A 23,644-nucleotide genomic window follows, 5' to 3' on the forward strand; every position below is an offset into this window, starting at 1 on the left:
AAATTAAAAGGGAGGAAAGGATGAAAGCTTTTTCTATAAAGAATGTGATGAAGAATAGGAATAATGCAGCATATCTGTTTGTGCTCCCATTCGTCATCGTTTTTTTAATTTTTAGCGTATACCCTGTATTCAGAACACTTTACTTAAGCTTTACAGAATATAAGGGATATGGTGAGCCTACAATTATAGGCTTTGATAACTATAAAAGAGTTTTGGGAGATAAATTCTTCTGGCGTTCACTTTATAACACCGTTAAGATGTGGGGATTAAACATTGTTTTACAGCTTGGTCTTGCATTTTTGCTTACTATCGTATTTTCGGATATCAAATATAAGATTACCGGACTTCCAGTGTTTAGAGCAGTTTATTATCTACCAAATCTTATAGCAGCTACATCAGTAGCATTCCTTTTTAAAACACTTTTGGATTGGAAATATGGTTCATTTAATCAAATGCTTTTAGCTATTGGAGTAATCGAACAGCAAATCAACTGGTTGGGACAGCGCTCAACAGCATGGGCCGTGGTATCAGTAATACAGGCCTGGATGTGGTTTGGTAATTCTTTCATTATGTTAATGGCTGGCGTGCAGGGTATTCCTCAGGATTATTTCGAGGCAGCTGCTATCGATGGTGCAGGAAGATGGAAGACTTTTGGAAAAATTACATTACCATTACTTAGACCTATTCTTTTATATGTAGCTGTTACATCTCTTATCGGTGGTTTACAGTTATTTGATTTACCATTCCTTATCAACGGAGTGGCAGGTGCTTCCACAGCCGGAGAACCAGGTGGAACACTTCAGACAGTGGTTATGTACATGTACAAATTTGGTTTTGAAACTCACCAGGTAGGCTTTGCATCAGCAATAGCTTATACACTGTTTATCATAATTCTTATCGTTTCAGTTCTAGAGTTTAAGTTCATTGGTGGAAAGGAGGATTAAGCTATGGCAACAAAAATTAAAAAAGTAGTACTTTACATAGCATTAATTGTTTTGGCTCTTGGCTGCCTGCTTCCTTTCTGGCTGATGATTGTAAACTCAACCAGATCTGGCGTTGAGATAACTCACGCTTTTTCATTTTTGCCGGGGCACAGCCTCAAGGATAACTGGGTAGTACTTTTTGCCTACGTAAATTTATTCACAGGTTTCTTCAACAGTATCAAAGTGGCTGTGCCGGCAACTCTCCTTACAGCATATTTTTCAGCTATTACAGCATATGCGATGGCCATGTATGAGTGGAAGGGCAACAGCCTTTTGTTTAAAGTCATCGTAGTGTTTATGATGATACCGGCGCAGCTTTCATTGATTGGTTTCTACAACTTATGTCAAAAGCTTAGACTTGTAGACTCTTATGTGCCACTTATCGTTCCTGCAATTGCAGCACCTGGAATCGTATTCTTCTTAAGACAGTATGTAAAATCTACATTGTCAAAGGCACTGCTTGAAGCAGCAAGAATTGATGGCGCATCAGAATTACATACATTCCATAAAATAGTTTTACCAATTATGGCACCTGGTATCGCAACAATGTCAATCGGAGCATTTATTGGAAACTGGAATTCATATCTCATGCCATTGATACTGTTAAATACCCCAAGAAAAATGACTCTTCCTGTAATGATTTCGACACTTAATGCAGCAACAGATTTACAGAAGAATCAAGGTGCTATTTATTTAGGCGTAGCAATTTCAGTTGTACCTATCATGATTGTTTTTGCATTCTGCTCTAGATATATCATCAGCAGTATTTCAGCTGGTAGTGTAAAAGAATAAAAGAATCGGACTGGCACTCTTAGTGGCAGTCCTTAATTCGTTGAAAGGCAGGGGCACAACCTGTATAATGGAAAAATGAAAACTAAATTGGATGCAATCAAAAAAATAATAAGTATTACCCTTGTTTTTTCAACACTTGTAGGGTGTGGTGTGGAAACTGAGAAACAGACTATAGGAGATAAGGATACAGTCACGCTGGATTGGTACATCAATTATTCCTGGTTTAACACCAGATGGGGAAGTAATGTAGTCTCTAGAACTATCACTGAAAATACCGGTGTAAATATCAATTTTATAACCCCACAGGGTAATGAAGAGGAAAAGCTGAATGCCCTGATTGAGTCTGGGTCATTGCCAGATTTGATTACATTGGGCTGGTGGGAGCCTCAGGTCAACGAAATAATTCAAAAGGATATGGTATATGCCATCAATAAATTGGCGGATGATTATGACTCATATTTTTATCAGGTCTGTGACAAGCAGGCTGTAAACTGGTACACCCAACCAGATGGAAACATATATGGTTATCCCTGCTCATCGGTAACACCTCAGGATGTGGAAAATAATGATAATATCGGTTCAAACCAAACATTTCTGGTGCGAAAAGATATTTATGAGGCCATAGGAAGTCCTGATATGACTACTATATCGGGCTTTGAGCGTGCGGTGAAAAAGGCAAAGCAAATGTTTCCTGAGATTGGTGGGAAACCGCTGATTCCTATAGGCGCCCATCTGTTTGATGATTCGGGAAATGTATCCTTTGATCAGTACATTCAAAACTTTTTGGCTGTACCCTATGAGAAGGATGGCAAGCTATATGATAGAAATACAGACCCTGAATATATAGAGTGGCTTAAAATGTTCAGGAGACTAAATGAGGGTGGCTATCTGTCAACGGATATATTTATAGACCAAAGAACCCAAATGGAAGAAAAAATTGCTGAGGGGCGCTATTTTTGCATGCTGTATCAGTATACAGATATGGCTGCTCAGCAGAAAACACGCTACGCCACCAATCCAAATAGCATCTATATAGCTGTGGATGGACCGAAAAATCATAATGGGGATGACTATGTATTGCCTACAAATACAGCAAGCGGATGGACCATTACCATGATTTCAAAAAACTGTAAGAATCCGGACAGAGCAATACAGTTTATAGATTATTTGATTTCAGAGGAAGGTCAGAAGCTGGTGTATCTGGGCGTGGAGGGGATTACCTATGACATGGTGGATGGAAAGCCCGTTATAAAGCCTGATGTTCTGAAGCTTTTGAATACAGACCGCGCCACCTATGACAAGATATATGGTGCCGATGATGCATACTGGATGCTTCAGGACAATGTAATGCAGCTGAAATGGAAGACAGATAACATATCACCAACCACCCAGCTGGAGGAATGGACATACCCATATGCTAAATACACAGGTCAGTACGATATTATTTTCCCTGCGGATACGGAGGATGCATTTATAGATGGTCAGATTAACAGTCTATGGAGTGAGACTCTACAGGAGTTGTTAACCTGCGAAAGTGATGAGGAATTTGACAAGATTTTAGAGGAGTATAAAAAAGAGAGAACTGCACTGGGATATGAGCAGCTTCAGGAGAAACGTTATCAGTATGTTACTAAAGCAAAGAAAAAGTTGGGGATCGATTAAAGGCTTAAAACTAAATAGAAAATTGACGGCCATCATTCTATTCTTTGTAGTCATACCAATAGCTCTCCTTAGCGGTGTCATGTTTTACAACATGGAGCAGTCAACCATAAAGGAGAATGTCTCATACCTGTCGTCTACAATGGCCCGAAGGCAGGACAGTATCAAAAATAACATTGATTCTATAAATATGACTACTCAGTTTTTCCTGTCAGATGAGACTATGAACAGGGTGCTGATAAATGCAAAGGGGGACGGAACCTACACCACTAAAGAATGGATGCAGATATATCATAATGATGTGGCCGCCCTGGAGCGATTGATAAATACAAACCCTGTATTAGGTGGTGCCAGATATTATGCATCAACAGACAATGTTCAGGAAATGATGCCTGTCATGTATACTGCATCAAGAATGCAAAGGCAACAGTGGAAAAACATGGCAGATGAAGGGGGATGGATATTTGATTACACTGACAATCTGTTTTCAGACAGTGACAATACCCCTATGATGGCTCTGATTACACCTATGCGAAATCGTAAATACGGAGAGCTGGGTATCATCGAAGCTAACATGAAAATGAAAACCATGTTTCCGTCTTTGTACGAAAATGTGCCAAATGAAATAAGCTGTTTTGTTACAGCTGATGACAAGGTTATATTTGGTGGGAATACAGACATAGTTGTAAGAGATATAGCTATTGCTTTGGCTGATGAAATGTCTGAGGTGGTCAGTACCGGAGAAATGCCAGATATAAAGACCTATTATAGCAAGACTGATAAAAGTGTCATTTCCGGAATGTATATCAATGAGCTTTCCGGTACGCTGGTGTCTGTGGAAAATATTTCCGGAAGCTTGAATGAAGTGTATCGACAGAGAAATTATTTTGTAGCCTGGATGATAGTAATTTTGGTGCTGCTGTCATTTATCGTGGATTTGGTGGTAAAGCAGGTGCTAAAGAATTTCTATCAGGTGCTTTACACAATCCGCCAGGTTAGGAAGGGTGATTTATCGGTAAGAGCACCTCGAACCAGCCGCGAGGATGAAATGGGAGAGCTGGCTCATCAGGTGAATCGGATGCTTGATAATATCCAGACTCTAATGAAGCAAAACATCGATAGAGAGGTATTGGCAAAGGATAGTCAGATTAAGGCGCTACAAAATCAGATTAACGCTCATTTTATATACAATGTACTGGAATCTATTAAGATGATGGCTGAGATGCAGGAGGAATATGATATTTCGGATTCCATCACAAGCCTGGGTAAGCTTTTAAGATATAGTATGAAATGGACCTCCGAGACAGTGCTTGTTTCGGAGGAGCTTGAGTATATTAAAAACTATATGGCGCTGATTAATCTGAGATTTGATTATGACATAATTTTGTCACTTAATCTTTCAGAGGAGATAATGAGTCAGAGAATTCCGAAAATGTCGCTACAACCTATTATCGAAAATGCGATAATTCATGGTGTGGAGGAGATAGCCGAGGATACAACTATTTATATCAAGGGGCTTATCAAGGACGAGGATTACCTGATAGAGATAACGGATAATGGTAGGGGCATGAATGATGAAGAGCTTGATGTGTTAAAGAAAAAGATTTCAGGCGAAATAACTACAGGGGGCGGTTCTGGAAATGGAATTGGACTTAAAAACGTTCAGGACAGACTAAGGATGGCCTTTGGTGAAACATATGGAATAGAGGTAGCTACAAAAGAGGGCTGCTATACAAAGGTGAGTGTCAAAATTCCAAGGAGACAAACCGTAAATACGATATAAAGGTGTTGAGGTAATGTATGAAAAAGGTTTTAGTAGTAGAAGATGAAAAGCTAATCAGGCAGGGAATAGCTGCTATGATAAAACGAAGCGGTGTTGCCGTGGAGGAAGTTATTGAATGCAGTAATGGAATAGCAGCTTTGGATGTTTTGTCACAGCAAACTGTGGATGTTATGTTTACTGATATCCGCATGCCGAAAATGAATGGAATAGAACTGGCACAGGCGGTGCAGGATTTGGATAACCCACCACTTACAGTGGCTATTTCGGGGTATGATGATTTTTCATATGCAGTAGAAATGATGCGTCATGGAGTCAGAGAGTATATTCTAAAACCAGTGGAGCGCGAAAAGCTTAAAGATGTACTTATGAAGCTGGATGCTGAGATAAACCATCGCATGGAAGATAAAGAAAAGACTCAGGCCATGGATAATCAGCTTCTGAAATATATGCTTCAGGACAAGGATTTGTCAGTTGAGGATGTGGTACTGGTATCTGAAAAGCTGGATAGTGAAGTGGGCCCTGAATATATGGTGGTAGTAGCTACAGAGGATGCTTTGCTTAAAACACCTGTTGGAATTACACTTAATGCTGTCCATGGGGGGAATGTTTTCATAGTGCCTCCTGAAAGCATAGAGGAAATAGAAAACACCCGATATATGGGTGTCAGTGAGAAATGCTCTGGAGCAGGGGAGCTAAAGATTGCATATGAGCAGGCCTTTTTAAGACGGGTGGAAGCCTTTATGCAAAATATCAGTGTAGTGGATTGCAAGCTGCCAGAGGTTCCAGAAGAACTGAAAAAAGTGGCATTAAAGCTTGCGGAAGAAAGTGCTGTGAAAGCCAGAGTGCAACTGGTGGGAACCGATAGGGACAAAGATCTAAAGCAGGAATGGAATGGATTTTTTATAGCTGCTTCAAGGGGACAAATTGAACCGGATGTATTTTTAGAGGCTATAAATGTATTTGTAAATGAATTTACAAACATCTATAAATTAAAAGTTTTAGATGAGCTTGCCTCACCTTTAAAGATAGATTGCCTTGATTCCTACAGAGAAAAATTTATGAGCTTTTTGCTTCAGATGCAGACTAAAATTCAGGATGATAGTGATGTGGATGTTACTGCAGCTAAGATTCAAGAGGCAGTTTCTTATATAAATGAAAATTATGCTACGGATTTGAATATGGCGGTGGTCAGCAATCATATTTCTATGAACTACTCACTGTTTTCTGCTGAATTCAAAAATTATACCGGCACCAATTTTGTAAATTATGTAAAAGATTTGCGTATGAATGAAGCCAAAAAGCTACTGATTGAGACTGATTTAAAAGTAAACGAAATATCTGCAAAGGTAGGCTATGACAATGAAAAGCATTTTATGAAAAGCTTTAAGGTATATGCCGGAGTTTCACCTAGTGAATATAGAAAGAATGCCATGAGATAAAATATATGCCAGCCTGAAGTATAGGCTGGCATATTGTTTTTTATCACAACTATAATTTAGGATTTTCCCTAACTTTTTTGGCCTCCTCATTAATCATTTCCTCGTATCCTGTTAGTGCAGCAAATGGCGCAAACTGAGCCGCACGGTCATAAAGACTCATGTGGGGATGCGTTAATGATTGATGATGAGGCATATCAATAATATCTGCGTATACAATTCTAGGATCTGGTTCGTTACCGGTTATTCCTTTAGACAAATTCTAATCTCCCATATATATATTTATTCTCCAGAGCTATGGCCGCCGACTTGCTTATTGCGTTTCATGGTCATAGCACCCTCCTGGAGATTCATTCCTTTTAATACAGCGTTTTTGCCAAACTTTTCATGCATGGCAAGGGTGGCTTTTTGTAACTTACGCTCTTTTTCGTCAGCTGCTTTCTCGGCTTCTTTTTCCTTTTCCAAAGCATCATAATCAGTAAATAAATCCATTTGGAATGGTTCATCAGCAGGTATTTCACTGATGGGAATCAGATTGCAGGCCACTATAGTAATTCTTCTGACTAGAAGTGAAGGGTCGATGATGCTGTCGAAAAGCTCTACCATGACTTCCATTATGCGGGATGTGGAACTGGTCCAACGGTCGATATTGCCTGTGCCATGTGCATGATAAGGCATTGGACGACCAAAATGGTCTGTAGTAACTTTTCCTTTGTAGCGTATGTCGGTGCCCTTTATTTTGAAAGTGGAATCGTTTATGCTAAAGCCCTTGTGGTCGTATTCAAGACTTTCTCTGTCATAGCCTATAGTCAGCTCTATTTTTTTAGTGACTAAATCCTTTTTCACTAAATCAAGAACTAGTAGTTCGGTCATTTCTTTTACTATGAGCTTTGCATCATCAGCTGCGTATGGCTCCATAAGCACCTGACCGCTGGAGATACTGTTGGTTTGAGGCTTGTAGGATTTGATGGTTGATATTTCAGTAGGTTCCCAGCCCCAGGCATGGTCTATTAAAAGCTCTGCATTTATCCCAAGTGTATCATATAGTTTATCTTCATTGATGACACTCATTCTGGCGATGTCACCCATGGTAAATAGACCAAGGCCTGCCATTCTTTTGGAAATGCCTGCACCTACTCTCCAAAAGTCTGTAAGTGGCTCATGACACCATAGCTTTTCTCGGTAGCTTTTCTCATCTAATTCAGCTATTCGCACTCCATTTTCATCGGCTTGAACGTGCTTTGCCTCAATGTCCATGGCGACCTTTGCAAGATATAGATTGGTGCCTATGCCAGCGGTGGCTGTAATGTTTGTTTCTTTTAGCACATCTAGTATCATTTTCATGGCAAGCTCTCTGGCTGTACAGGAGTAAGTATTTAGATAGCTGGTGACATCGATAAAACATTCATCGATTGAATAAACATGGATGTCTTCATCTGAAACATATTTAAGATAGATAGAAAAAATCTTTGTGGAAACCTCCTCATAGCGCTTCATACGAGGTGGCGCTGTGATGTAGTCTAATTCCAGTGAAGGGTCTGATTCTAGTTCAATGGCATTAACAGAGGAATCACGAAATCCATATCTTCCAGTGGAAGGATCCTGTTGAAGAAGCCCTAGAGACATGGCCTTATTGAAACGTTTGGCGTTTACCTCTTTCACCTTTTGTACTACTTCAAAAAGCCTGGCTCTACCTGAAATACCGTGGGCCTTTAGAGAGGGACTAACTGCTAGGCATATGGTCTTTTCTGTGCGGGAAGAGTCAGCTACTACAAGATTGGTGGTGAGTGGGTCTAGCCCCCTGTCCATAAGCTCACAGGATGCATAAAAGGACTTTAAATCAATGGCAATGTAAGTGTGGATTTTTTCCATATTGATTTAGACTCCTTTCGTATTGCTGGCAAAATAAGAACATACTTTCGCTCATGATAATTTATGATACAGTGTAAAATACTTTTGGTCAAGAGTGGTGGAAAAAATTGATTGAATGCAATATAATGGCTACACAAGATGGATACTTATAGGAGGAACCAGAATGATAAAAGTAGGTATTTTAGGATATGGAAATTTAGGTAGAGGAGTGGAAGCTGCGGTAACACTTAGCGAGGATATGGAACTTGTAGCTATCTACACTAGAAGAGATCCAAAGACAGTTACAGTAAAGACAAATGTACCAGTTAAATCTACAGATGATTTGGATACTGGAAAGGAAGATATTGATGTGCTTGTTATCTGTGGTGGTAGCGCTACAGATTTACCAGAAATGACACCAAAGTATGCTGCTCTTTATAATGTAATCGATTCATTTGATACTCATGCTAGAATTCCAGAGCATTTTGCAAATGTAGAAAAGGCTTCAAAGGCTGCTGGAAAGATTGGTCTTATTTCTTGTGGTTGGGATCCAGGTATGTTCTCATTGAATCGTCTTTATGCTACATCTATTTTACCAAAGGGTGAGGCATATACATTCTGGGGCAAGGGTGTAAGCCAGGGACATTCAGACGCTATTCGTCGTATCGAAGGTGTTGTAGATGCAAGACAGTATACAGTACCAGTTCCAGAGGCACTTGAGCGAGTAAGAAAGGGAGAAAATCCAGAGCTTACAACTAGAGAGAAGCACACAAGAGAGTGCTATGTAGTAGTGGAAGAGGGTGCTGATAAGGCACGTATTGAAAAGGAAATCAAAGAGATGCCTAACTATTTCGCTGACTATGACACTACAGTAAACTTTATCTCAGCTGAAGAGCTTAAGAAGAATCACAGCGGTCTTCCTCATGGTGGTAGCGTAATCTACACTGGTGAGACAGGATTTGATGGAAATAAGCATGTAATCGAATACAGCTTGAACCTTGATTCAAACCCAGAGTTTACAGGTGCTGTTTTAACAGCATATGCAAGAGCCGTATCACGTCTCAACAATGAGGGGGTTACTGGAGCAAAGACAGTTTTCGATATTGCACCAGCATATCTTTCACCTGTTGCAGCTGATGAGCTTAGAGCACATTTCCTTTAATATTTAAAATAATTGCTTAAATAAAAGGCATCGCCGGACTTGTAACAGTCACTGGCGATGCCTTATTTGTTGTAAAAGATTATAATTCAATAATTAATAATTCATAGCCTGATAATTGTACGGTAGTATTAAAATCAAGGCTTCGATTAGTATTACTTAACAGAATTTTCTTTGCAGCACTAGGTAGAACTACCTTCTGAGGATCATTTTGATAGTTGGCAATGATAAGCATATTCTTATCTAACTTTCTAGTATAGGCTAAAAGATTTTTCTGTTCCTGCATGTATGGCTCAAATGTGCCATACACCAGTGTGTTTGAGTACTCAGCGGATTTACGAAGCTTAATCATTTCCTTGTAGAAATGGAAAACTGAATTCTCATCTGCTTGTTGAGACTGCAGATTAATCTTTTTATAGTTTGGGTTTAGCATTAGCCAAGGCTCACCTTCTGTGAAACCTGCATTTTTATTTGCAGACCATTGAAAAGGAGAGCGCGCGTTGTCGCGAGACTGGAAGGCAAGCTGGGCTAATGCCTGTTCATCTGTGAAACCGTGCTTGATTAATGCATCATAAATATCTGCATTGGCACAGTCGTCCAGATCACTCAAGGAGGAAATATGAGCATAGTTTTCCATACCGATTTCCTGGCCTTGATATAAAAATGGTAGTCCTGGAATGAAGAAGTAAGAACCAGCTATCATTTTTTTACTTTTATCAGATAAATCTGAAGCAGGAATATATCTGCTTACACCACGAGGCTGGTCGTGGTTTTCAATAATATTTGACAAAAATCCGATGCCTTCAACTCTCTTATGAGCGGCAAATATGGCATTTTTATAAGCTTCCCCTGTGATTAATGAAGGGTCCATCCATCCATTTTCATTTGTACCTAGAAGAGAGGTTGAAAAATCAAACATGGAAGAAAAATATCCGTTATCTCCGATAAAGTCAGTAAGCTCTTCATCTTTTTCGTTAAATACTTCTCCGACAGAAAATGCTTTATATTTGCGGAAGGTTTCATTCGCCATCTCATCTAGAAATTCTCCGATTCCTGTAGCTTCCGCAAGCATATTGTTGATTGAAGAAAGACCATCATCTCTATCTTCAGGATAGTTGCTAAATGGGAGTTTCTTTTTGATGTTAATAATGGCATCGATTCTAAAACCGGCGATGCCTCTATCAAGCCACCAGTTAATCATCTTGTACACTTCCTTGCGAAGCTCAGGATTCTCCCAGTTCAGGTCAGGTTGTTTTTTGTGGAACACATGAAGATACACCTTATCCTCATGGCCAGGTAGTGGTTCCCAGCAGTTGCCGCCAAAATAGCTTCGCCAATTACATGGTAAAGGCTGACCTGGCTTGTGGTCCTCTATATAGAAAAATTTTCCGTAGTACCCGTCAGGGTCCTCGCAGGCTTTTTTAAACCATTCGTGTTCGTCAGAGCAGTGGTTTACAACAAGGTCCATGACTATACCGATACCGCGTTTTTTGCCTTCTGCTATAAGCTCATCTAAATCTTCAAGAGTGCCAAAGCGTGGGTCAATATTATAATAGTCAGATATGTCATAGCCCTGGTCTGCCAGAGGAGACTGGTATATAGGAGAAAGCCATAGAATGTCTATGCCCAGGTCCTTGAGATAATCAAGTTTGTTAATTATTCCCCTGATGTCACCAATGCCATCGCCATTGCTATCTGAAAAACTTTTTGGATAAATTTGATATGCTACTTTTTCGTGCCACCATTGATGTTTCATAGTTTTGCCCCCAATTTACAAAATTAACTAAAAAGAGAGTAACATAAAAATGTTGACAGTAAAACAAGTTACGCGTATAACTAAAAATCATAAGGAGGGGGAATTATGGTTAGGATAAAAGATATAGCAGAAACTTGTGGGGTAAGCACTGCTACTGTTTCTTACGTAATTCATGGAAAATATGAGAAGGTATCGCCCCAGGTGAGAGCTCGTATTGAAAAAGAAATCGAAAGCAGCGGATACATTACTAATCAAATGGCGGTGAATTTGGTCAGCAAAAGTTCAGGTCTTATCGGGATTGCGGTTATGAATGGTTGTCCCGAAAAAAACATAATGGGGGACCCATATTTTAGTGTGCTGTTTTCTTATCTCCAGGCAGAATTCAGAAAAAAAGACAAATATATTTTGATTATTCCAGATCAATCTCCAGAGAGAATAGTTAAGGATGCGTTGCGTTGGAATTTGGATGGGCTTATTTTATGTAATTATAAAAAAGAGAATATGGTGTGTATAAGCCAGGAGTTTATGCGACCAATCGTTATGATAGATGCATCTTTTGTACATGAGTACGATAAGCTGGTTCAGATATTTGTAGACGATTATGATGGGGGATATCAGGTAGGAAAATATTTTGCATCTCTTGGTCACAAAAATGTAGCAATGATAGATGATAATGATGAGGAGGCTACCAGACACAGATGGCGTGGTTTCGAGCAGGCATATCTAGATAGTGGGATTAAAATTGATGAGGAATCGCATATAATCATCAATGTAAATGAGGAGCCACTGCTTGATGGTTTTAAAAGGACCTATCGGGACATTGAAAATAAAACAGCTGTATTTTGTATTTCTGATTTTGTGGCATTAAAACTTATTAAGTTCCTAAAATCTAAGGGAAAGTTGGTTCCCCAAGATATCTCTATCGCAGGTTACGATGATATTTTATATTCTTCTCTTGTGGACAATGAGCTTACAACTATTCGACAAAATATGGAGTTGAAAGCTCAAAAAGCAGTAGAAAGTATGATAAGAATGATTGACAAAAAGCCAGTGGATCATTACATAAAGCTTCCTGTTGAACTGGTTGTCAGAGACTCCTGCAAGGCTATTGTGAAATAGTCATAAAACAAATTAGAGAAATATGTAACAAGTTCATAGTTATGTGCATAACCTTTGACCCAGTCCTCCGACTGGGTTAATTTTTTATTAGATAGTTATTCGTATAACTAAGGAGGTCATGAAATGAACAAAGCGTGGTGGAAAGAGAGTGTAATCTACCAAATATATCCTAGGTCGTTCTGTGATTCTAATGGTGACGGCATAGGCGATTTAAATGGAATACGTTCTAAATTAGATTATTTACAAGAGCTGGGAATTAATGTTATTTGGCTCAGTCCTATATATAAATCACCAAATGATGATATGGGCTATGATATTTCAGATTATCAGGATATCATGGATGATTTTGGAAATATGGATGACTTTGACGCACTGTTAAAGGAAGCCCATGAGCATCAGATTAAAATAGTTATGGATTTGGTGGTTAATCATACCTCCGATGAGCATAAATGGTTTATCGAAAGCAGACAGTCAAAGGATAATCCTAAGAGAGATTACTATATTTGGCGCGAAGGTAAGGATGGAAAAGAGCCAAATAACTGGGGCAGCTGCTTTTCAGGTTCGGCGTGGGAATGGGATGAAAATACACAGATGTATTATCTCCACTGTTTTTCTAAAAAACAGCCTGATTTGAACTGGGACAATCCAAAGGTCAGAGACGAAGTGTTTAACATGATGACCTGGTGGTGCGACAAGGGTATCGATGGGTTTAGAATGGACGTTATTTCCATGATTTCCAAGGTGCCAGGACTTCCTGATGGAAAGGTATACGAGGGAGCTTTGTATGGTGATTTATCAAACACTACAAATGGTCCAAAGGTACATGAGTATCTTCAGGAAATGCGCGACAGGGTCCTTTCAAAATATGATTTAATTACAGTTGGCGAGTGTGCTGGAGTTACTATCGAGGAGGCTCAGAAATATGCAGGCTTAGACAACAAGGAACTGAACATGGTATTTCAGTTTGAGCACACAAGCCTGGACCATGATGAAAATGGTAAGTGGACAACCAAGAGAATGTATCTGCCAGACTTAAAGAAGAATCTTAGCAAATGGCAGGTTGAACTGGAGAATAAAGCATGGAATTCACTTTATTGGGACAATCACGATCAGCCTAGAATCGTATCCCGCTTGGGTGATGATTCTCCTTTATCTGCAAAATGTATCGCTACAGTGCTTCATATGATGCAGGGTACTCCATACATCTATCAGGGAGAGGAGCTTGGAATGACAAACTATCCTTTCACTTCAATAGATGAATGTAGAGATATAGAAAGTATAAATGCCTTTAAAGAGCTTATTAATGCTGGAAAATTAACAAAAGAGCAGATGATAGCAGGCATCGCTGCAAAGGGACGTGATAATGCCAGAACTCCTATGCAGTGGGATGATAGTGATAATGCAGGCTTTACTGCAGGCACACCTTGGATAAATGTTAATCCAAACTATAAAACAATAAATGCCAAGGCTGAGCTTGAGGATGAAAATTCAGTATTTAATTACTATAAAAAACTCATAAGCCTGAGAAGAAAAAGTGAGTGGTCTGACATTATAGTATATGGCACCTATAGGCTTCTAGATGAAGATGATGAAAGCGTATTTGCTTATACCAGACAGTTGGATGAAAAGAAATTAATCGTAATCTGCAATATGACTGGCAAAGAGGTGGATTACACAATTCCTGAAGACGTAAATGGGGTAAAAAATACTGTTATAAGTAACTGCGATTCAGTTGAATTGAAGCAGCAGATGAAGCTTCCGGCTTGGTTTGCAGGGGTGTATGAGATTTAATTAGATACCAATGAGCTTTTGCTCAAAATATATAAGAAAAGGAGAGGTATTGGTATGAAGAAAAAATTATTATCAATGGTATTAGTGGGTTTGATGGCTACAGGACTTGTGGCTTGTGGAAGTTCTGCCGGTAGCGGATCTGATGGAGGTGGATCAGAAAGTGCTTCAGGAAAAACTATCCGTTTGGTAAACGGAAAAATCGAAGTTGATTCACAGCTCAAGAAGCTGGCCGAAATGTATGAAAAGGAAACAGGAACTCATGTTGAAATCGAGTCAATGGGTGGTGGAATCGATATCCAGGGTGAGTTAAAGGCATACTACCAGTCAGACAATATGCCAGATATTTTTGTATGTGGTGGTGAAGCAGATTTCAACAATTGGGATGGCTTACTTCAAGATATGAGTGACCAGAAATGGGTTTCTGATACAGATGCTGCATTTACAAATAGCGATGGCACAGTTGGTTTCCCATATACCACAGAGGCAATTGGTCTTGCTTATAATGCAGATATCTTAGAGAAAGCTGGCGTAGATCCTGCATCAATCACAGGACCTGAATCTATGGCAAAGGCTTTTGAAACTATCGATTCAAAAAAGGATGAGCTTGGACTTACAGCTGTAATTGGTTACTTCGCAGAACCAGTAAATCTTTATTGGTCAACAGGAAATCATCTTTTTGGAACATATCTTGATGAAGGCTTAGACCGTGATGACACAACATATATTGATATGTTAAATGATGGTGGAAAGCTCGATGATAAGCGTTTTGCAGCTTTTGCAGATATGGCTGAGCTTTTCAATAAGTATTCAGACCAGTCATTACTTGTATCTGGTACATACGATCAGCAGATTCTTAACTTTGCATCTGGAAAGTATGCATTTGTAACACAGGGTTCATGGATTGGCGCAACAATCACAGGCGATGATGCAGACGCATACAAGGAAGCAGGCAGCTTTAAGTGTGGTATGATTCCTTACGCATTTGAGGAAGGTATCGATACAATCCTTACAAACTCTCCTTCATGGTGGGCAGTTTACAAGGACGGCAACGTAGCTGAAGCAGAGGCATTCTTACAGTGGATGTCAGAGGCAGATGCTCAGGAAGTACTTGTAAAGGAAGCTGGATTTATCAGCCCTTACAAGTCATGCACAGTTGTTGCTGATGATCCATTTGCACAGACAATCACAGACTATACATCAGCAGGCAAGACATCTGCATGGCATTGGCTTGGTATGACAGACGGATATGCTCAGAACTACGTAGGCCAGGTATTTGCAGATTTTGCATCAGGTAGCCTTGATAAGGATGGATTTATTAAGACATTTAAGCAGGTTACTGAGGCAGCATACGCTCAATAGACTAAAAAATTCTTTGAAATTTAAATGGTGAGATGGGGCTGTATGGCTCCATCTCATATTTGCTGAAAAAGGGGGACATGAAATGGCTATGGGAAATAAGCAAAAACCCTTATCTATTGCGTTATTGGCACTTGGATTATTATCGCTGATTGTAGCCTTGGCTTTAGATTTTACAGGAAGTGACTCAGTATTTAGGGGAGAGTTACTGGTAATAGGGGCAATCATATTTTTAGGTGGATTATATTTATATCCAACGCAAAAGCATCATAAAAAAATAATTAACTTTATATTTTTATTTCCGCTTTTATTTTGTTTTGCAGTGACAGTAGTTATTCCATTTGGCCTTGGTCTTTTTTATTCCACCACAGATTGGAATGGAATAAGAATGACACAGTTTGTGGGACTAAAAAACTATGCTGCAATGTTTACAGAAGTGAGCTTTCTGTGGTCATTGATTCTTACAGTTTTGTTTGTAATCATAAACATGATTGCAGTAAATGTTATAGGTCTGGCTCTTGCAGTTTTATGTACAAGCAATATTAAGTTTGTTGACTTTTTCAGGGCTGCATATTTTATTCCAAACCTTATCGGTGGTATCGTTTTAGGATACATATGGCAGTTCGTGTTCAACAATGTAGTTCTTAGTTGGACCTTAAAATATTTTGATTATAATAGCTCAATGCTTTCAAAATATAATACAGCATTTTTGGCAATTGTCGTGGTATACATTTGGCAGTATGCAGGCTACATCATGATGATCTACATCACTGGCCTTACTACTGTACCTACAGATGTTGTTGAAGCAGCTTCAATTGATGGAGCAACTGCAGTTCAGACTTTCTTTAAGATAAAGTTTCCAATGATAGCGTCAACAATAACTATCTGTACATTCCTGACGTTGCAGTCTGCATTTAAGCAGTTTGATGTAAACATGGCTTTGACTAACGGTACAGGTTCAGTAACATTCATGGATCAGTATTTAACAAATGGTAGCCAGATGCTTGCACTCAACATTTATAACACCGCAATCACAAAGAATAACTATGCTATGGGACAGGCAAAGGCCGTTCTATTCTTCATTATCCTTTCTATTGTATCTATAATTCAGGTTAGAGTTTCTAATAAGAGGGAGGTGGAGATGTAATGGTAAAAAAGCTTACTGTACTTGATGTTATCATCAGAATAATTGTTACTATAATTGCTATATTTGTATTGTTTCCATTTTTCCTTATTGTGGTAAATGTATTTAGAACTGCAAATGATATAGTAATGAATCCTGTTAGTGTGTCGGGAATGGCAGTGTCCAAGTTGCTTAATAATCTTACAGCAGTTATCAATAACAGCAACTTTAGTTTTTGGACAGCATTTGGCACATCTGCTGTAGTTACTATTTTTTCACTTTTGCTGTTGGCACTGTTTGGCGGAATGGCAGCATGGGTTATTTGTAGAAACAAAACAAGATGGTCACTCGTTATTTACATGATCTTTATTGCTTCTATGATTATTCCTTTTCAGGTTGTAATGCTTCCACTTATCTCTACTTTTAGAGATGTAGGAAAGTTCCTTGGCATTAACATGCTACAGTCATTTCCAGGTATTATTTTTGCATACCTTGGATTTGGTGGCGCAATGACAGTGTTTATTTTAAATGGATTTATAAAAACTATTCCTTATGAATTGGAAGAGGCTGCAGCCATAGATGGTTGCTCGCCTGAACGAATTTATTTTAACATTATTCTACCACTACTTAAGCCACCAATTATGACAGTCACAATCCTTAATGGAATGTGGATATGGAATGACTACCTGCTTCCATCATTAATGCTTGGTCACAACGGAAAAGTAAAGACCCTGCCAGTTGCTGTGCAGGCCTTCATCGGCTCATATGTAAAGCAGTGGGATTTGATTCTTACAGCGGCATTTTTGGCAATCATCCCTATGATTATTCTTTTCTTGTTTGCACAGAAGCAGATTATGGGTGGATTGGTAGATGGTGCAATAAAATCGTAAGAAAGATAAGTATTCTAGTAGTATTATTTAAGTAGTTTAATAATTATATGACAGAGAAGAGCCGTGACAATTGAGCCGCGGCTCTTTTTATTCATAATTTGCCAAAACATATTTTTCAAATAAAGGAAGAATAAATTTTAGATGACCGTGTTCACTACCGTCAAGAATGCCTCTTTTGATAAGCCTATCGCGGTATGGTGTGTATTCATTATTTTCTATACCTAATATAGTTTTAATTTCACTGGCTTTTCCAGTCTTGGATTTTGCAATTCCGTAAGCTAGCTTTCTATCGCCTGATGACATTTCAGACCATATTTTTTCATATACATAGTCTTCAAGATATTGCTGATAATCTGGTAGAGCAGCTTTATAATCACCCTTCATTTTCCATGTGAAATAGCCAAGTACTTGAAAGGCGAATGAATATCCTTTTGTAAGTTTAGCCATGGCAAGAGAGGAAGCATCCTCCAGTGAAAAAGTTTTTTTATAATTGTTCGAAATGGTGGTAATGTTTAGTGGTTTTAGTTCTACTTTAGGAGCTCTATACAAAAAGGTTAGATTTTCTTCATTTTGCAAATTGTTAATGTTTTCGAATAAGCCAGTCATTAATAAATATAGAGGTAAATCCTGGCGAACAAAAATCTGAAAGGCACTGGCAAATGCTTGCATGGAAGAATTGTTAGTCACTTCATCGATGCAGATGAGAACCTTTTTTCCATTTTTTTTGATGCTTTCAAGCATTTTAGTTATTGCAACCTGTACGTTGGTAATGGGAACAGAGCCTTTTACCTCAAGACCAAATCCAAAAAATGATAGGTTGATGCTGGCCTGCTGAAAGAGCTTTGCCAGGTAGTTTTCACTAGCTAATGCCGCAGCAAAATCTGTTAGTATATCACCATTAGAACTCAGCTCTACAATTATCCAATTATCTAATTCTTTAAGCTCTTTTGATATTTCAGTCATAAAGACTGTTTTACCACATCCCCTTACACCGGTAATCATATATATCTGTTGTATAGAAGGCTCTGAAGAAAATGAGTCAATTATATCAGATTTCTGAGCTGCTCTAGAAATGGCTTCTTTTGGTTCTTTTCCAAATAAAAGTGAATATGGATTTGACTTCATAGCACAACTGTTCCTTTTATCATTCTTTATCATTTTAATATGATTTTATCATATTTTATCATTTTCAACAAGGTTTATTATTCTTTATCATTTTTGTATTAACAATATGGAGCTGTTTCCAGAAGAGACCAGAGCACTGGAGAGGGTGCCCCCTTAAACAGATTGATTTTTAATAATTTCAAAGCCTAATTTCATTGCCTTATCAGGTATATCAGGTTTTGCAATTTTATCAAGCAAGAATGTAGCTCCTTCAATGCCGCATTCTCTGTAATAAAAATGCACTGTAGTAAGGCTAGGGGAAAGAATAGAAGATGGTTTGCTCTCTCCGAAGCCAGCAACAGCTATATCTTCTGGAATTTTAATGCCATTTTCGTTTAGATATTTGATGGCCCCTAAAGCTATAGTATCCGTTGCGCATAGAATGGCATCAATATTTTCATTTTGACTAAGTAGAGTCTTAGTATTTTCGTAGCCATTATCCATGTAGAAGGAGCCGGTTTTAATGTGGTCTGCAGAAAGCTTGATATTATGCTTTTCAGTGGCATCCAGGAAACCTTTTTTTCTATTTATACCCACAGCTATATCCTTTTCAGTAACGCCGATGTACCCAATATTTTTATGACCTTTATTTATAATGTAATCTGCTAATTCGTATGCCGCCGTGTAATCATCATGGAATATACAGGTGGAAATATCTGTCTGCTGTCCTAAGACCACATATGGAATTGTCAGATCCTTCAAGGCTTTTTTGTGCTTAGGGGTAAGAACAGTTCCAAGCAGGATGATTCCATCAACTATGTTCTGCTTGAAAGTATTAATAAATTCTATTTCCTTTTCATCGTGGTTGTCTGTGTTGGCCAAAAGCATTTTATAGCCTTTTTCATTTAGAACCTCACCAATACCAGCCACGACTTGTGAAATGGAATCTGAATCTATTTTAGGGATAATGACCCCGATGATTTTTGTCTTTTTAGTTCTGAGAGTTTGAGCCTGGGTAGATGGGATGTATCCAGTCTCATCTATTACTTTTGCTATGGCTTGTCGCTTTTCCTCACTTAAGTAACCGTTGTTTAAATATCTGGAAACTGCCGCTGGGGATACTCCCGCAAGCTTTGCTATTTGGTTAATATTCATGGGTTTACTCCTAAAAATGAAATCGTTTTCAATATTATTATATTAATCAGATGGAGTTAAATCAATTTTTGTAACGATAATAAGGCTGTTATAAAATTTTTTGTGAAAAACGTATAAAAAATATGTGAAATCGTTATCACACATTACTAATAGGAATTTTGATTTAACAGTAATATAATGTCACCATGATATGAAATCGATTTCATAAACCACGATTGATTTCATTATTTATTTAATATAGGGAAAATAGAAAGGAAACAACATGGATTACAGATCGTGTGCAAGCCAAATCTATGAACAGATTGGTGGAAAGGATAATCTAATCTCAGCTGCCCATTGTGCAACTAGACTTAGATTAGTAATCGCTGATAACAGCAAGGTAAATGTATCAGCATTAGAGGAGATAGACGGGGTTAAGGGTGTGTTTGATGCGTCTGGTCAGCTTCAGCTTATCATCGGTACAGGTACAGTCAACAAGGTTTATGACGAGTTTATTGATATAGCAGGTATCGAGGCATCTACAAAGGAAGAGCTCAAGCAGGTTGCTGCAAGCAAGGCACCATGGTGGAAGCGTGCTATCAAGACTCTTGGTGATATCTTTATCCCAATCATTCCAGCCATTGTTGCAACTGGACTTTTAAATGGTTTACTTGGTGGTCTTGTACAGGTTTGGCCTTCAATGGCAGATTCGTATTTCTATAATCTTGTAAATATGTTCTCAAACACTGCACTTACATTCTTACCAATTCTTATTGCTATTTCAGCAGCTAAGATTTTTGGTGGAAATATCTACCTGGGTGCAGTAATTGGTATGATTATGATTCATCCAAGCCTTGTTAATGCTTGGACAGTAGCAAGTGGTGCTGAGACATCTACACTTTGGTCTTGGTTCGGGGCTTGGAACATTGCAAATGTAGGTTATCAGGGACACGTTATTCCAATCGTTCTTTCTGTTTGGTTAATGTGTGCAATCGAGAAAAAGCTACACAAGATTGTTCCAGAAATGTTCGACTTATTCGTAACACCACTTTGTTCTGTTCTTGCGGCAGGTTTCATTGCTATGACACTTATAGGACCTGTATTTGCACAGATTGAGACATGGGTTCTTTCAGGGGCAAAGGCACTTATCGCAATTCCATTTGGTATCGGAGCATTCCTTATGGGTGGTTTCTATGCACCAACAGTACTTGCCGGTGCTCACCACATGTACAATGCTATCGAAATGATGATGCTTTCAGATAACGGTATGAATGTCTGGATGCCAATCGCTACAGCAGCAAACGTAGCACAGGGTGCAGCTGCTCTTGCAGTATCATTAAAGACAAAGAACCAGAAGACACGTTCAATGGCTCTTCCAGCTTCACTTTCAGCTTTCATGGGTATTACAGAGCCAGCAATCTTCGGTGTTAATATTCGTTACGGAAAGCCATTTATCGCAGGTATGGTTGGTGGTGCAATCGGTGCTTGTATCGCTTCTATCATGGGCGTTTATGCTACAGCAAATGGTATTACAGGTTTATTCGGACTTCTTATCGTAACTGATTGTTTACCAGGATATTTACTTTCATTTGTAGTTGCTTCAGTTGTTGCATTTGCAGTATCTTGGGTACTTTACAAGGATGAGGAGAAAACTCCTTCTGTTGTAGTTGAGACAAAGTCTGACATTAATGTAGAGCCAAATTCAGTATATGCTCCTCTTAAGGGACAGATCATTCCTCTTACAGAGGCACCTGATAAAGTATTCGCAAGCGAGGCACTTGGAAAAGGTATTGCTATCAATCCTTCAGAAGGAAAGGTAGTTGCTCCTTTCAATGGAACAGTTGCTATGCTTTATGATACAAAGCATGCTATTGGTCTTGTAAGTGATGATGGGATTGAAGTTCTTATTCACATTGGTCTTGACACTGTTAAGTTAAACGGAGAGCACTTCACAGCACATGTTGCTCAGGGCGAAAAGGTTACATGTGGACAGACTCTTGTGACATTTGATATGGACGCTATTACAAAGGCTGGCTATCCACTTGTTACACCTGTTATTGTTTCTAACACACAGAAGTTTTCTAATGTTAGCAGCATCAAAATGGGTGAGACAGAATTAAGTGAAAAGGTTTTAGCAGTAGCAAAATAACAGGTGTTTATTAGATGAGTTTAAAAGATAACAAATATTTAACTCCTAGATTTCATCTATTTCCTACGTCAGGCTGGCTTAATGACCCTAACGGTCTTTGCCAGCTTGATGGCATCCATCACATATTTTTCCAGTATTCACCAGATCAGCCCAAGGGCGGTGAAAAGACCTGGGGACATTACTCCACAAAGGATTTCATCAACTATGAATTCTCAGGAGTATTTATGAAGCCTGACCTTCCAGAGGACACCAGTGGTGTATATTCAGGATGCGCCTATGTGGAAGATCATAAAATGTATATCTATTACACAGGCAACGTGAAGCATGCTGGAGATTATGACTACATCCTTGAGGGCAGAGAGAGCAATACAATTTTAGTAACAAGCGAGAACGGAGTTGACGCTAGTGAAAAAAGAATATTGCTAAGAAGCCAGGATTATCCTGATAATCTTACTCTTCACGTCAGAGATCCAAAGGTACTGTGTAAGGATGGCATTTATTACATGACGCTTGGAGCAAGAACCAAAAAGGATGAAGGATGCGTTATCGTATTTAAATCTGCGGATAAGATTAATTGGGATTTTAGCCACTTCATTGAAAAGGCAGACTTTGGTTACATGTGGGAATGCCCCGATTTATTTTATGTAGATGGCAAACAGTTCTTGTCTATATCCCCACAGGGGCTAGAGGCACAGGAGTATAGATTCCAGAATATTTATCAGTCTGGTTATTTTAATACAAAAGAGGATTTGTTGGCTGAGGGTGACGGCTTAGACGAATTTACAGAGTGGGATTATGGTTTTGATTTCTACGCACCACAAACATATGTGGATGAAAAAGACAGAACAATCCTAATTGCCTGGATGGGCATGCCTGATGCAGAATATGGCCATGACGCTTCAATAGAGGATGGATGGCAGCATATGCTGTCACTGCCTAGAGAATTAGTCTATGACAGCAAATCGAAAAAGCTGCGCCAACAGCCAATGGCAGAAATTAAGGAGTTAAGAGATAAAAAAATAGATATTAAAAACCTTGCTGACATTGATACATATGAATTATATTTGTCGGAGTTTGGTCAAAGTGATTTCACTATTCAGATCAACGAAGGCTTTAATATTAAATACAGCAAGCTAACTAATGATATGGTATTTTCTTTTACTGACGAGATGCTAGGAAGTAATAGAACTACCAGAAAGCTAAAGCTTGCTGACGGGGAGAAAATTGAAAATATTAGGTTTTATATAGATACATGTAGCATTGAGATATTCATAAATGATGGTCTTTATACCTTTACTACAAAATATTTCAAGGCAAAGGAAGTTGAGAACACAATTTCTTTAGAGGGAAGTATTGAGAATATAGAAGCCTACAGTCTTAAGCCTTTTAATATAAATATTAAATAGTTGACAGAGTCTTGATTTTCATCAGAAATTAGGAACTAAAGAGAGGCCAGGATGTCGTAGGAGAGATGGAAATTTTTCCATCTCTTTTTTCGTTTACGAGTTTATGTTATACAAATTTAGAACATATTTACGAAATGAATAGGCGTTTAGCCA

General features: G+C 38.7%; 18 protein-coding genes. 13 read left to right on the plus strand and 5 right to left on the minus strand.

Translation table 11 applies throughout. The features are described 5' to 3' along the window. The first annotated feature begins 20 nt into the window (after nt 1-20). From BLV53_RS12240 to BLV53_RS12260, 5 genes are all read left to right on the plus strand, one after another. Nucleotides 21-944, plus strand: coding sequence for a carbohydrate ABC transporter permease (locus BLV53_RS12240; protein ID WP_242879099.1), 924 nt, complete (start codon nt 21-23; stop codon nt 942-944). A 3-nt stretch (nt 945-947) separates the two neighbouring features. After that, a complete protein-coding gene (locus BLV53_RS12245; RefSeq protein ID WP_090301280.1) occupies nt 948-1,775 on the plus strand; it encodes a carbohydrate ABC transporter permease in 828 nt (275 codons plus the stop codon). Nucleotides 1,776-1,850: 75 nt separating this feature from the next. After that, nucleotides 1,851-3,437 (plus strand): extracellular solute-binding protein, encoded by a 1,587-nt coding sequence (locus BLV53_RS12250; RefSeq protein ID WP_090301281.1) that lies wholly within the window; start codon nt 1,851-1,853, stop codon nt 3,435-3,437. Further along, complete coding sequence (locus BLV53_RS12255) at nt 3,400-5,217, plus strand: sensor histidine kinase (RefSeq protein ID WP_090301284.1); 1,818 nt, start codon at nt 3,400-3,402, stop codon at nt 5,215-5,217. Before BLV53_RS12250 ends, BLV53_RS12255 begins: the two co-directional genes overlap by 38 nt. A 17-nt stretch (nt 5,218-5,234) precedes the next feature. Further along, nucleotides 5,235-6,656 (plus strand): response regulator transcription factor, encoded by a 1,422-nt coding sequence (locus BLV53_RS12260; protein ID WP_090301285.1) that lies wholly within the window; start codon nt 5,235-5,237, stop codon nt 6,654-6,656. Between the two features lie 49 nt (nt 6,657-6,705). Here BLV53_RS12260 and BLV53_RS12265 read toward each other — a convergent pair whose 3' ends face one another. Together BLV53_RS12265 and BLV53_RS12270 are read right to left on the minus strand one after the other, a co-directional pair. Then, nucleotides 6,706-6,912, minus strand: coding sequence for a hypothetical protein (locus BLV53_RS12265; RefSeq protein ID WP_090301287.1), 207 nt, complete (start codon nt 6,910-6,912; stop codon nt 6,706-6,708). Between the two features lie 23 nt (nt 6,913-6,935). After that, nucleotides 6,936-8,525, minus strand: coding sequence for a Y-family DNA polymerase (locus tag BLV53_RS12270; RefSeq protein WP_090301289.1), 1,590 nt, complete (start codon nt 8,523-8,525; stop codon nt 6,936-6,938). A 163-nt stretch (nt 8,526-8,688) separates the two neighbouring features. Here BLV53_RS12270 and BLV53_RS12275 point away from each other — a divergent pair, with 163 nt between their 5' ends. Further along, on the plus strand, nt 8,689-9,666 hold the full coding sequence (locus BLV53_RS12275; RefSeq protein WP_090301291.1) for a diaminopimelate dehydrogenase: 978 nt from the start codon (nt 8,689-8,691) through the stop codon (nt 9,664-9,666). A 79-nt stretch (nt 9,667-9,745) separates the two neighbouring features. Here the strand turns inward: BLV53_RS12275 and BLV53_RS12280 are convergent, their stop codons facing one another. Further along, nucleotides 9,746-11,419 carry an alpha-glucosidase gene (locus BLV53_RS12280; RefSeq protein ID WP_090301292.1) on the minus strand — a complete coding sequence of 558 codons (1,674 nt, stop codon included), beginning with the start codon at nt 11,417-11,419 and terminating at the stop codon, nt 9,746-9,748. Nucleotides 11,420-11,524: 105 nt separating this feature from the next. Between BLV53_RS12280 and BLV53_RS12285 the strand changes: the two genes are divergently transcribed. From BLV53_RS12285 to BLV53_RS12305, 5 genes are all read left to right on the plus strand, one after another. Further along, nucleotides 11,525-12,538 carry a LacI family DNA-binding transcriptional regulator gene (locus BLV53_RS12285; RefSeq protein WP_090301294.1) on the plus strand — a complete coding sequence of 338 codons (1,014 nt, stop codon included), beginning with the start codon at nt 11,525-11,527 and terminating at the stop codon, nt 12,536-12,538. 123 nt (nt 12,539-12,661) lie between these two features. Next, nucleotides 12,662-14,329 carry a glycoside hydrolase family 13 protein gene (locus tag BLV53_RS12290; protein ID WP_090301296.1) on the plus strand — a complete coding sequence of 556 codons (1,668 nt, stop codon included), beginning with the start codon at nt 12,662-12,664 and terminating at the stop codon, nt 14,327-14,329. A 54-nt stretch (nt 14,330-14,383) separates the two neighbouring features. Beyond that, complete coding sequence (locus BLV53_RS12295; RefSeq protein ID WP_090301298.1) at nt 14,384-15,688, plus strand: ABC transporter substrate-binding protein; 1,305 nt, start codon at nt 14,384-14,386, stop codon at nt 15,686-15,688. A gap of 88 nt (nt 15,689-15,776) precedes the next feature. Further along, entirely contained in the window at nt 15,777-16,832 is a 1,056-nt protein-coding gene (locus BLV53_RS12300) for a carbohydrate ABC transporter permease (protein WP_090301364.1), read from the plus strand. After that, the gene (locus BLV53_RS12305) at nt 16,832-17,698 is read left to right on the plus strand and encodes a carbohydrate ABC transporter permease (protein WP_090301300.1); all 867 of its coding nucleotides are present in this window, start codon (nt 16,832-16,834) and stop codon (nt 17,696-17,698) included. The genes BLV53_RS12300 and BLV53_RS12305 overlap by 1 nt, the downstream gene beginning before the upstream one ends. Before the next feature lie 87 nt (nt 17,699-17,785). Here the strand turns inward: BLV53_RS12305 and BLV53_RS12310 are convergent, their stop codons facing one another. Together BLV53_RS12310 and BLV53_RS12315 are read right to left on the minus strand one after the other, a co-directional pair. Further along, entirely contained in the window at nt 17,786-18,823 is a 1,038-nt protein-coding gene (locus BLV53_RS12310; RefSeq protein WP_090301302.1) for an ATP-binding protein, read from the minus strand. Nucleotides 18,824-18,976: 153 nt separating this feature from the next. Then, entirely contained in the window at nt 18,977-19,957 is a 981-nt protein-coding gene (locus tag BLV53_RS12315) for a LacI family DNA-binding transcriptional regulator (RefSeq protein ID WP_090301303.1), read from the minus strand. Between the two features lie 262 nt (nt 19,958-20,219). On the opposite strand from BLV53_RS12315, the gene BLV53_RS12320 reads away from it, so the two are divergent. Both BLV53_RS12320 and BLV53_RS12325 read left to right on the plus strand, forming a co-directional pair. Continuing rightward, entirely contained in the window at nt 20,220-22,085 is a 1,866-nt protein-coding gene (locus BLV53_RS12320) for a PTS sucrose transporter subunit IIABC (protein WP_090301305.1), read from the plus strand. Between the two features lie 14 nt (nt 22,086-22,099). Continuing rightward, entirely contained in the window at nt 22,100-23,491 is a 1,392-nt protein-coding gene (locus BLV53_RS12325) for a glycoside hydrolase family 32 protein (protein WP_090301307.1), read from the plus strand. The last annotated feature ends 153 nt before the right edge of the window (nt 23,492-23,644 follow it).

It is taken from the genome of Pseudobutyrivibrio sp. ACV-2 (genome assembly GCF_900107545.1).
Classification (GTDB): Bacteria; Bacillota; Clostridia; order Lachnospirales; family Lachnospiraceae; genus Pseudobutyrivibrio.

What these genes read in the sequence shown, in the direction of transcription:
- BLV53_RS12240 (WP_242879099.1), top strand. Translation starts at nt 21, where the DNA reads ATGAAAGCTTTTTCTATAAAGAATGTGATGAAGAATAGGAATAATGCA.
- BLV53_RS12245 (WP_090301280.1), top strand. Translation starts at nt 948, where the DNA reads ATGGCAACAAAAATTAAAAAAGTAGTACTTTACATAGCATTAATTGTT.
- BLV53_RS12250 (WP_090301281.1), top strand. Translation starts at nt 1,851, where the DNA reads ATGAAAACTAAATTGGATGCAATCAAAAAAATAATAAGTATTACCCTT.
- BLV53_RS12255 (WP_090301284.1), top strand. Translation starts at nt 3,400, where the DNA reads ATGTTACTAAAGCAAAGAAAAAGTTGGGGATCGATTAAAGGCTTAAAA.
- BLV53_RS12260 (WP_090301285.1), top strand. Translation starts at nt 5,235, where the DNA reads ATGAAAAAGGTTTTAGTAGTAGAAGATGAAAAGCTAATCAGGCAGGGA.
- BLV53_RS12270 (WP_090301289.1), bottom strand. Translation starts at nt 8,525, where the DNA reads ATGGAAAAAATCCACACTTACATTGCCATTGATTTAAAGTCCTTTTAT.
- BLV53_RS12275 (WP_090301291.1), top strand. Translation starts at nt 8,689, where the DNA reads ATGATAAAAGTAGGTATTTTAGGATATGGAAATTTAGGTAGAGGAGTG.
- BLV53_RS12280 (WP_090301292.1), bottom strand. Translation starts at nt 11,419, where the DNA reads ATGAAACATCAATGGTGGCACGAAAAAGTAGCATATCAAATTTATCCA.
- BLV53_RS12285 (WP_090301294.1), top strand. Translation starts at nt 11,525, where the DNA reads ATGGTTAGGATAAAAGATATAGCAGAAACTTGTGGGGTAAGCACTGCT.
- BLV53_RS12290 (WP_090301296.1), top strand. Translation starts at nt 12,662, where the DNA reads ATGAACAAAGCGTGGTGGAAAGAGAGTGTAATCTACCAAATATATCCT.
- BLV53_RS12295 (WP_090301298.1), top strand. Translation starts at nt 14,384, where the DNA reads ATGAAGAAAAAATTATTATCAATGGTATTAGTGGGTTTGATGGCTACA.
- BLV53_RS12300 (WP_090301364.1), top strand. Translation starts at nt 15,777, where the DNA reads ATGGGAAATAAGCAAAAACCCTTATCTATTGCGTTATTGGCACTTGGA.
- BLV53_RS12305 (WP_090301300.1), top strand. Translation starts at nt 16,832, where the DNA reads ATGGTAAAAAAGCTTACTGTACTTGATGTTATCATCAGAATAATTGTT.
- BLV53_RS12310 (WP_090301302.1), bottom strand. Translation starts at nt 18,823, where the DNA reads ATGAAGTCAAATCCATATTCACTTTTATTTGGAAAAGAACCAAAAGAA.
- BLV53_RS12315 (WP_090301303.1), bottom strand. Translation starts at nt 19,957, where the DNA reads ATGAATATTAACCAAATAGCAAAGCTTGCGGGAGTATCCCCAGCGGCA.
- BLV53_RS12320 (WP_090301305.1), top strand. Translation starts at nt 20,220, where the DNA reads ATGGATTACAGATCGTGTGCAAGCCAAATCTATGAACAGATTGGTGGA.
- BLV53_RS12325 (WP_090301307.1), top strand. Translation starts at nt 22,100, where the DNA reads ATGAGTTTAAAAGATAACAAATATTTAACTCCTAGATTTCATCTATTT.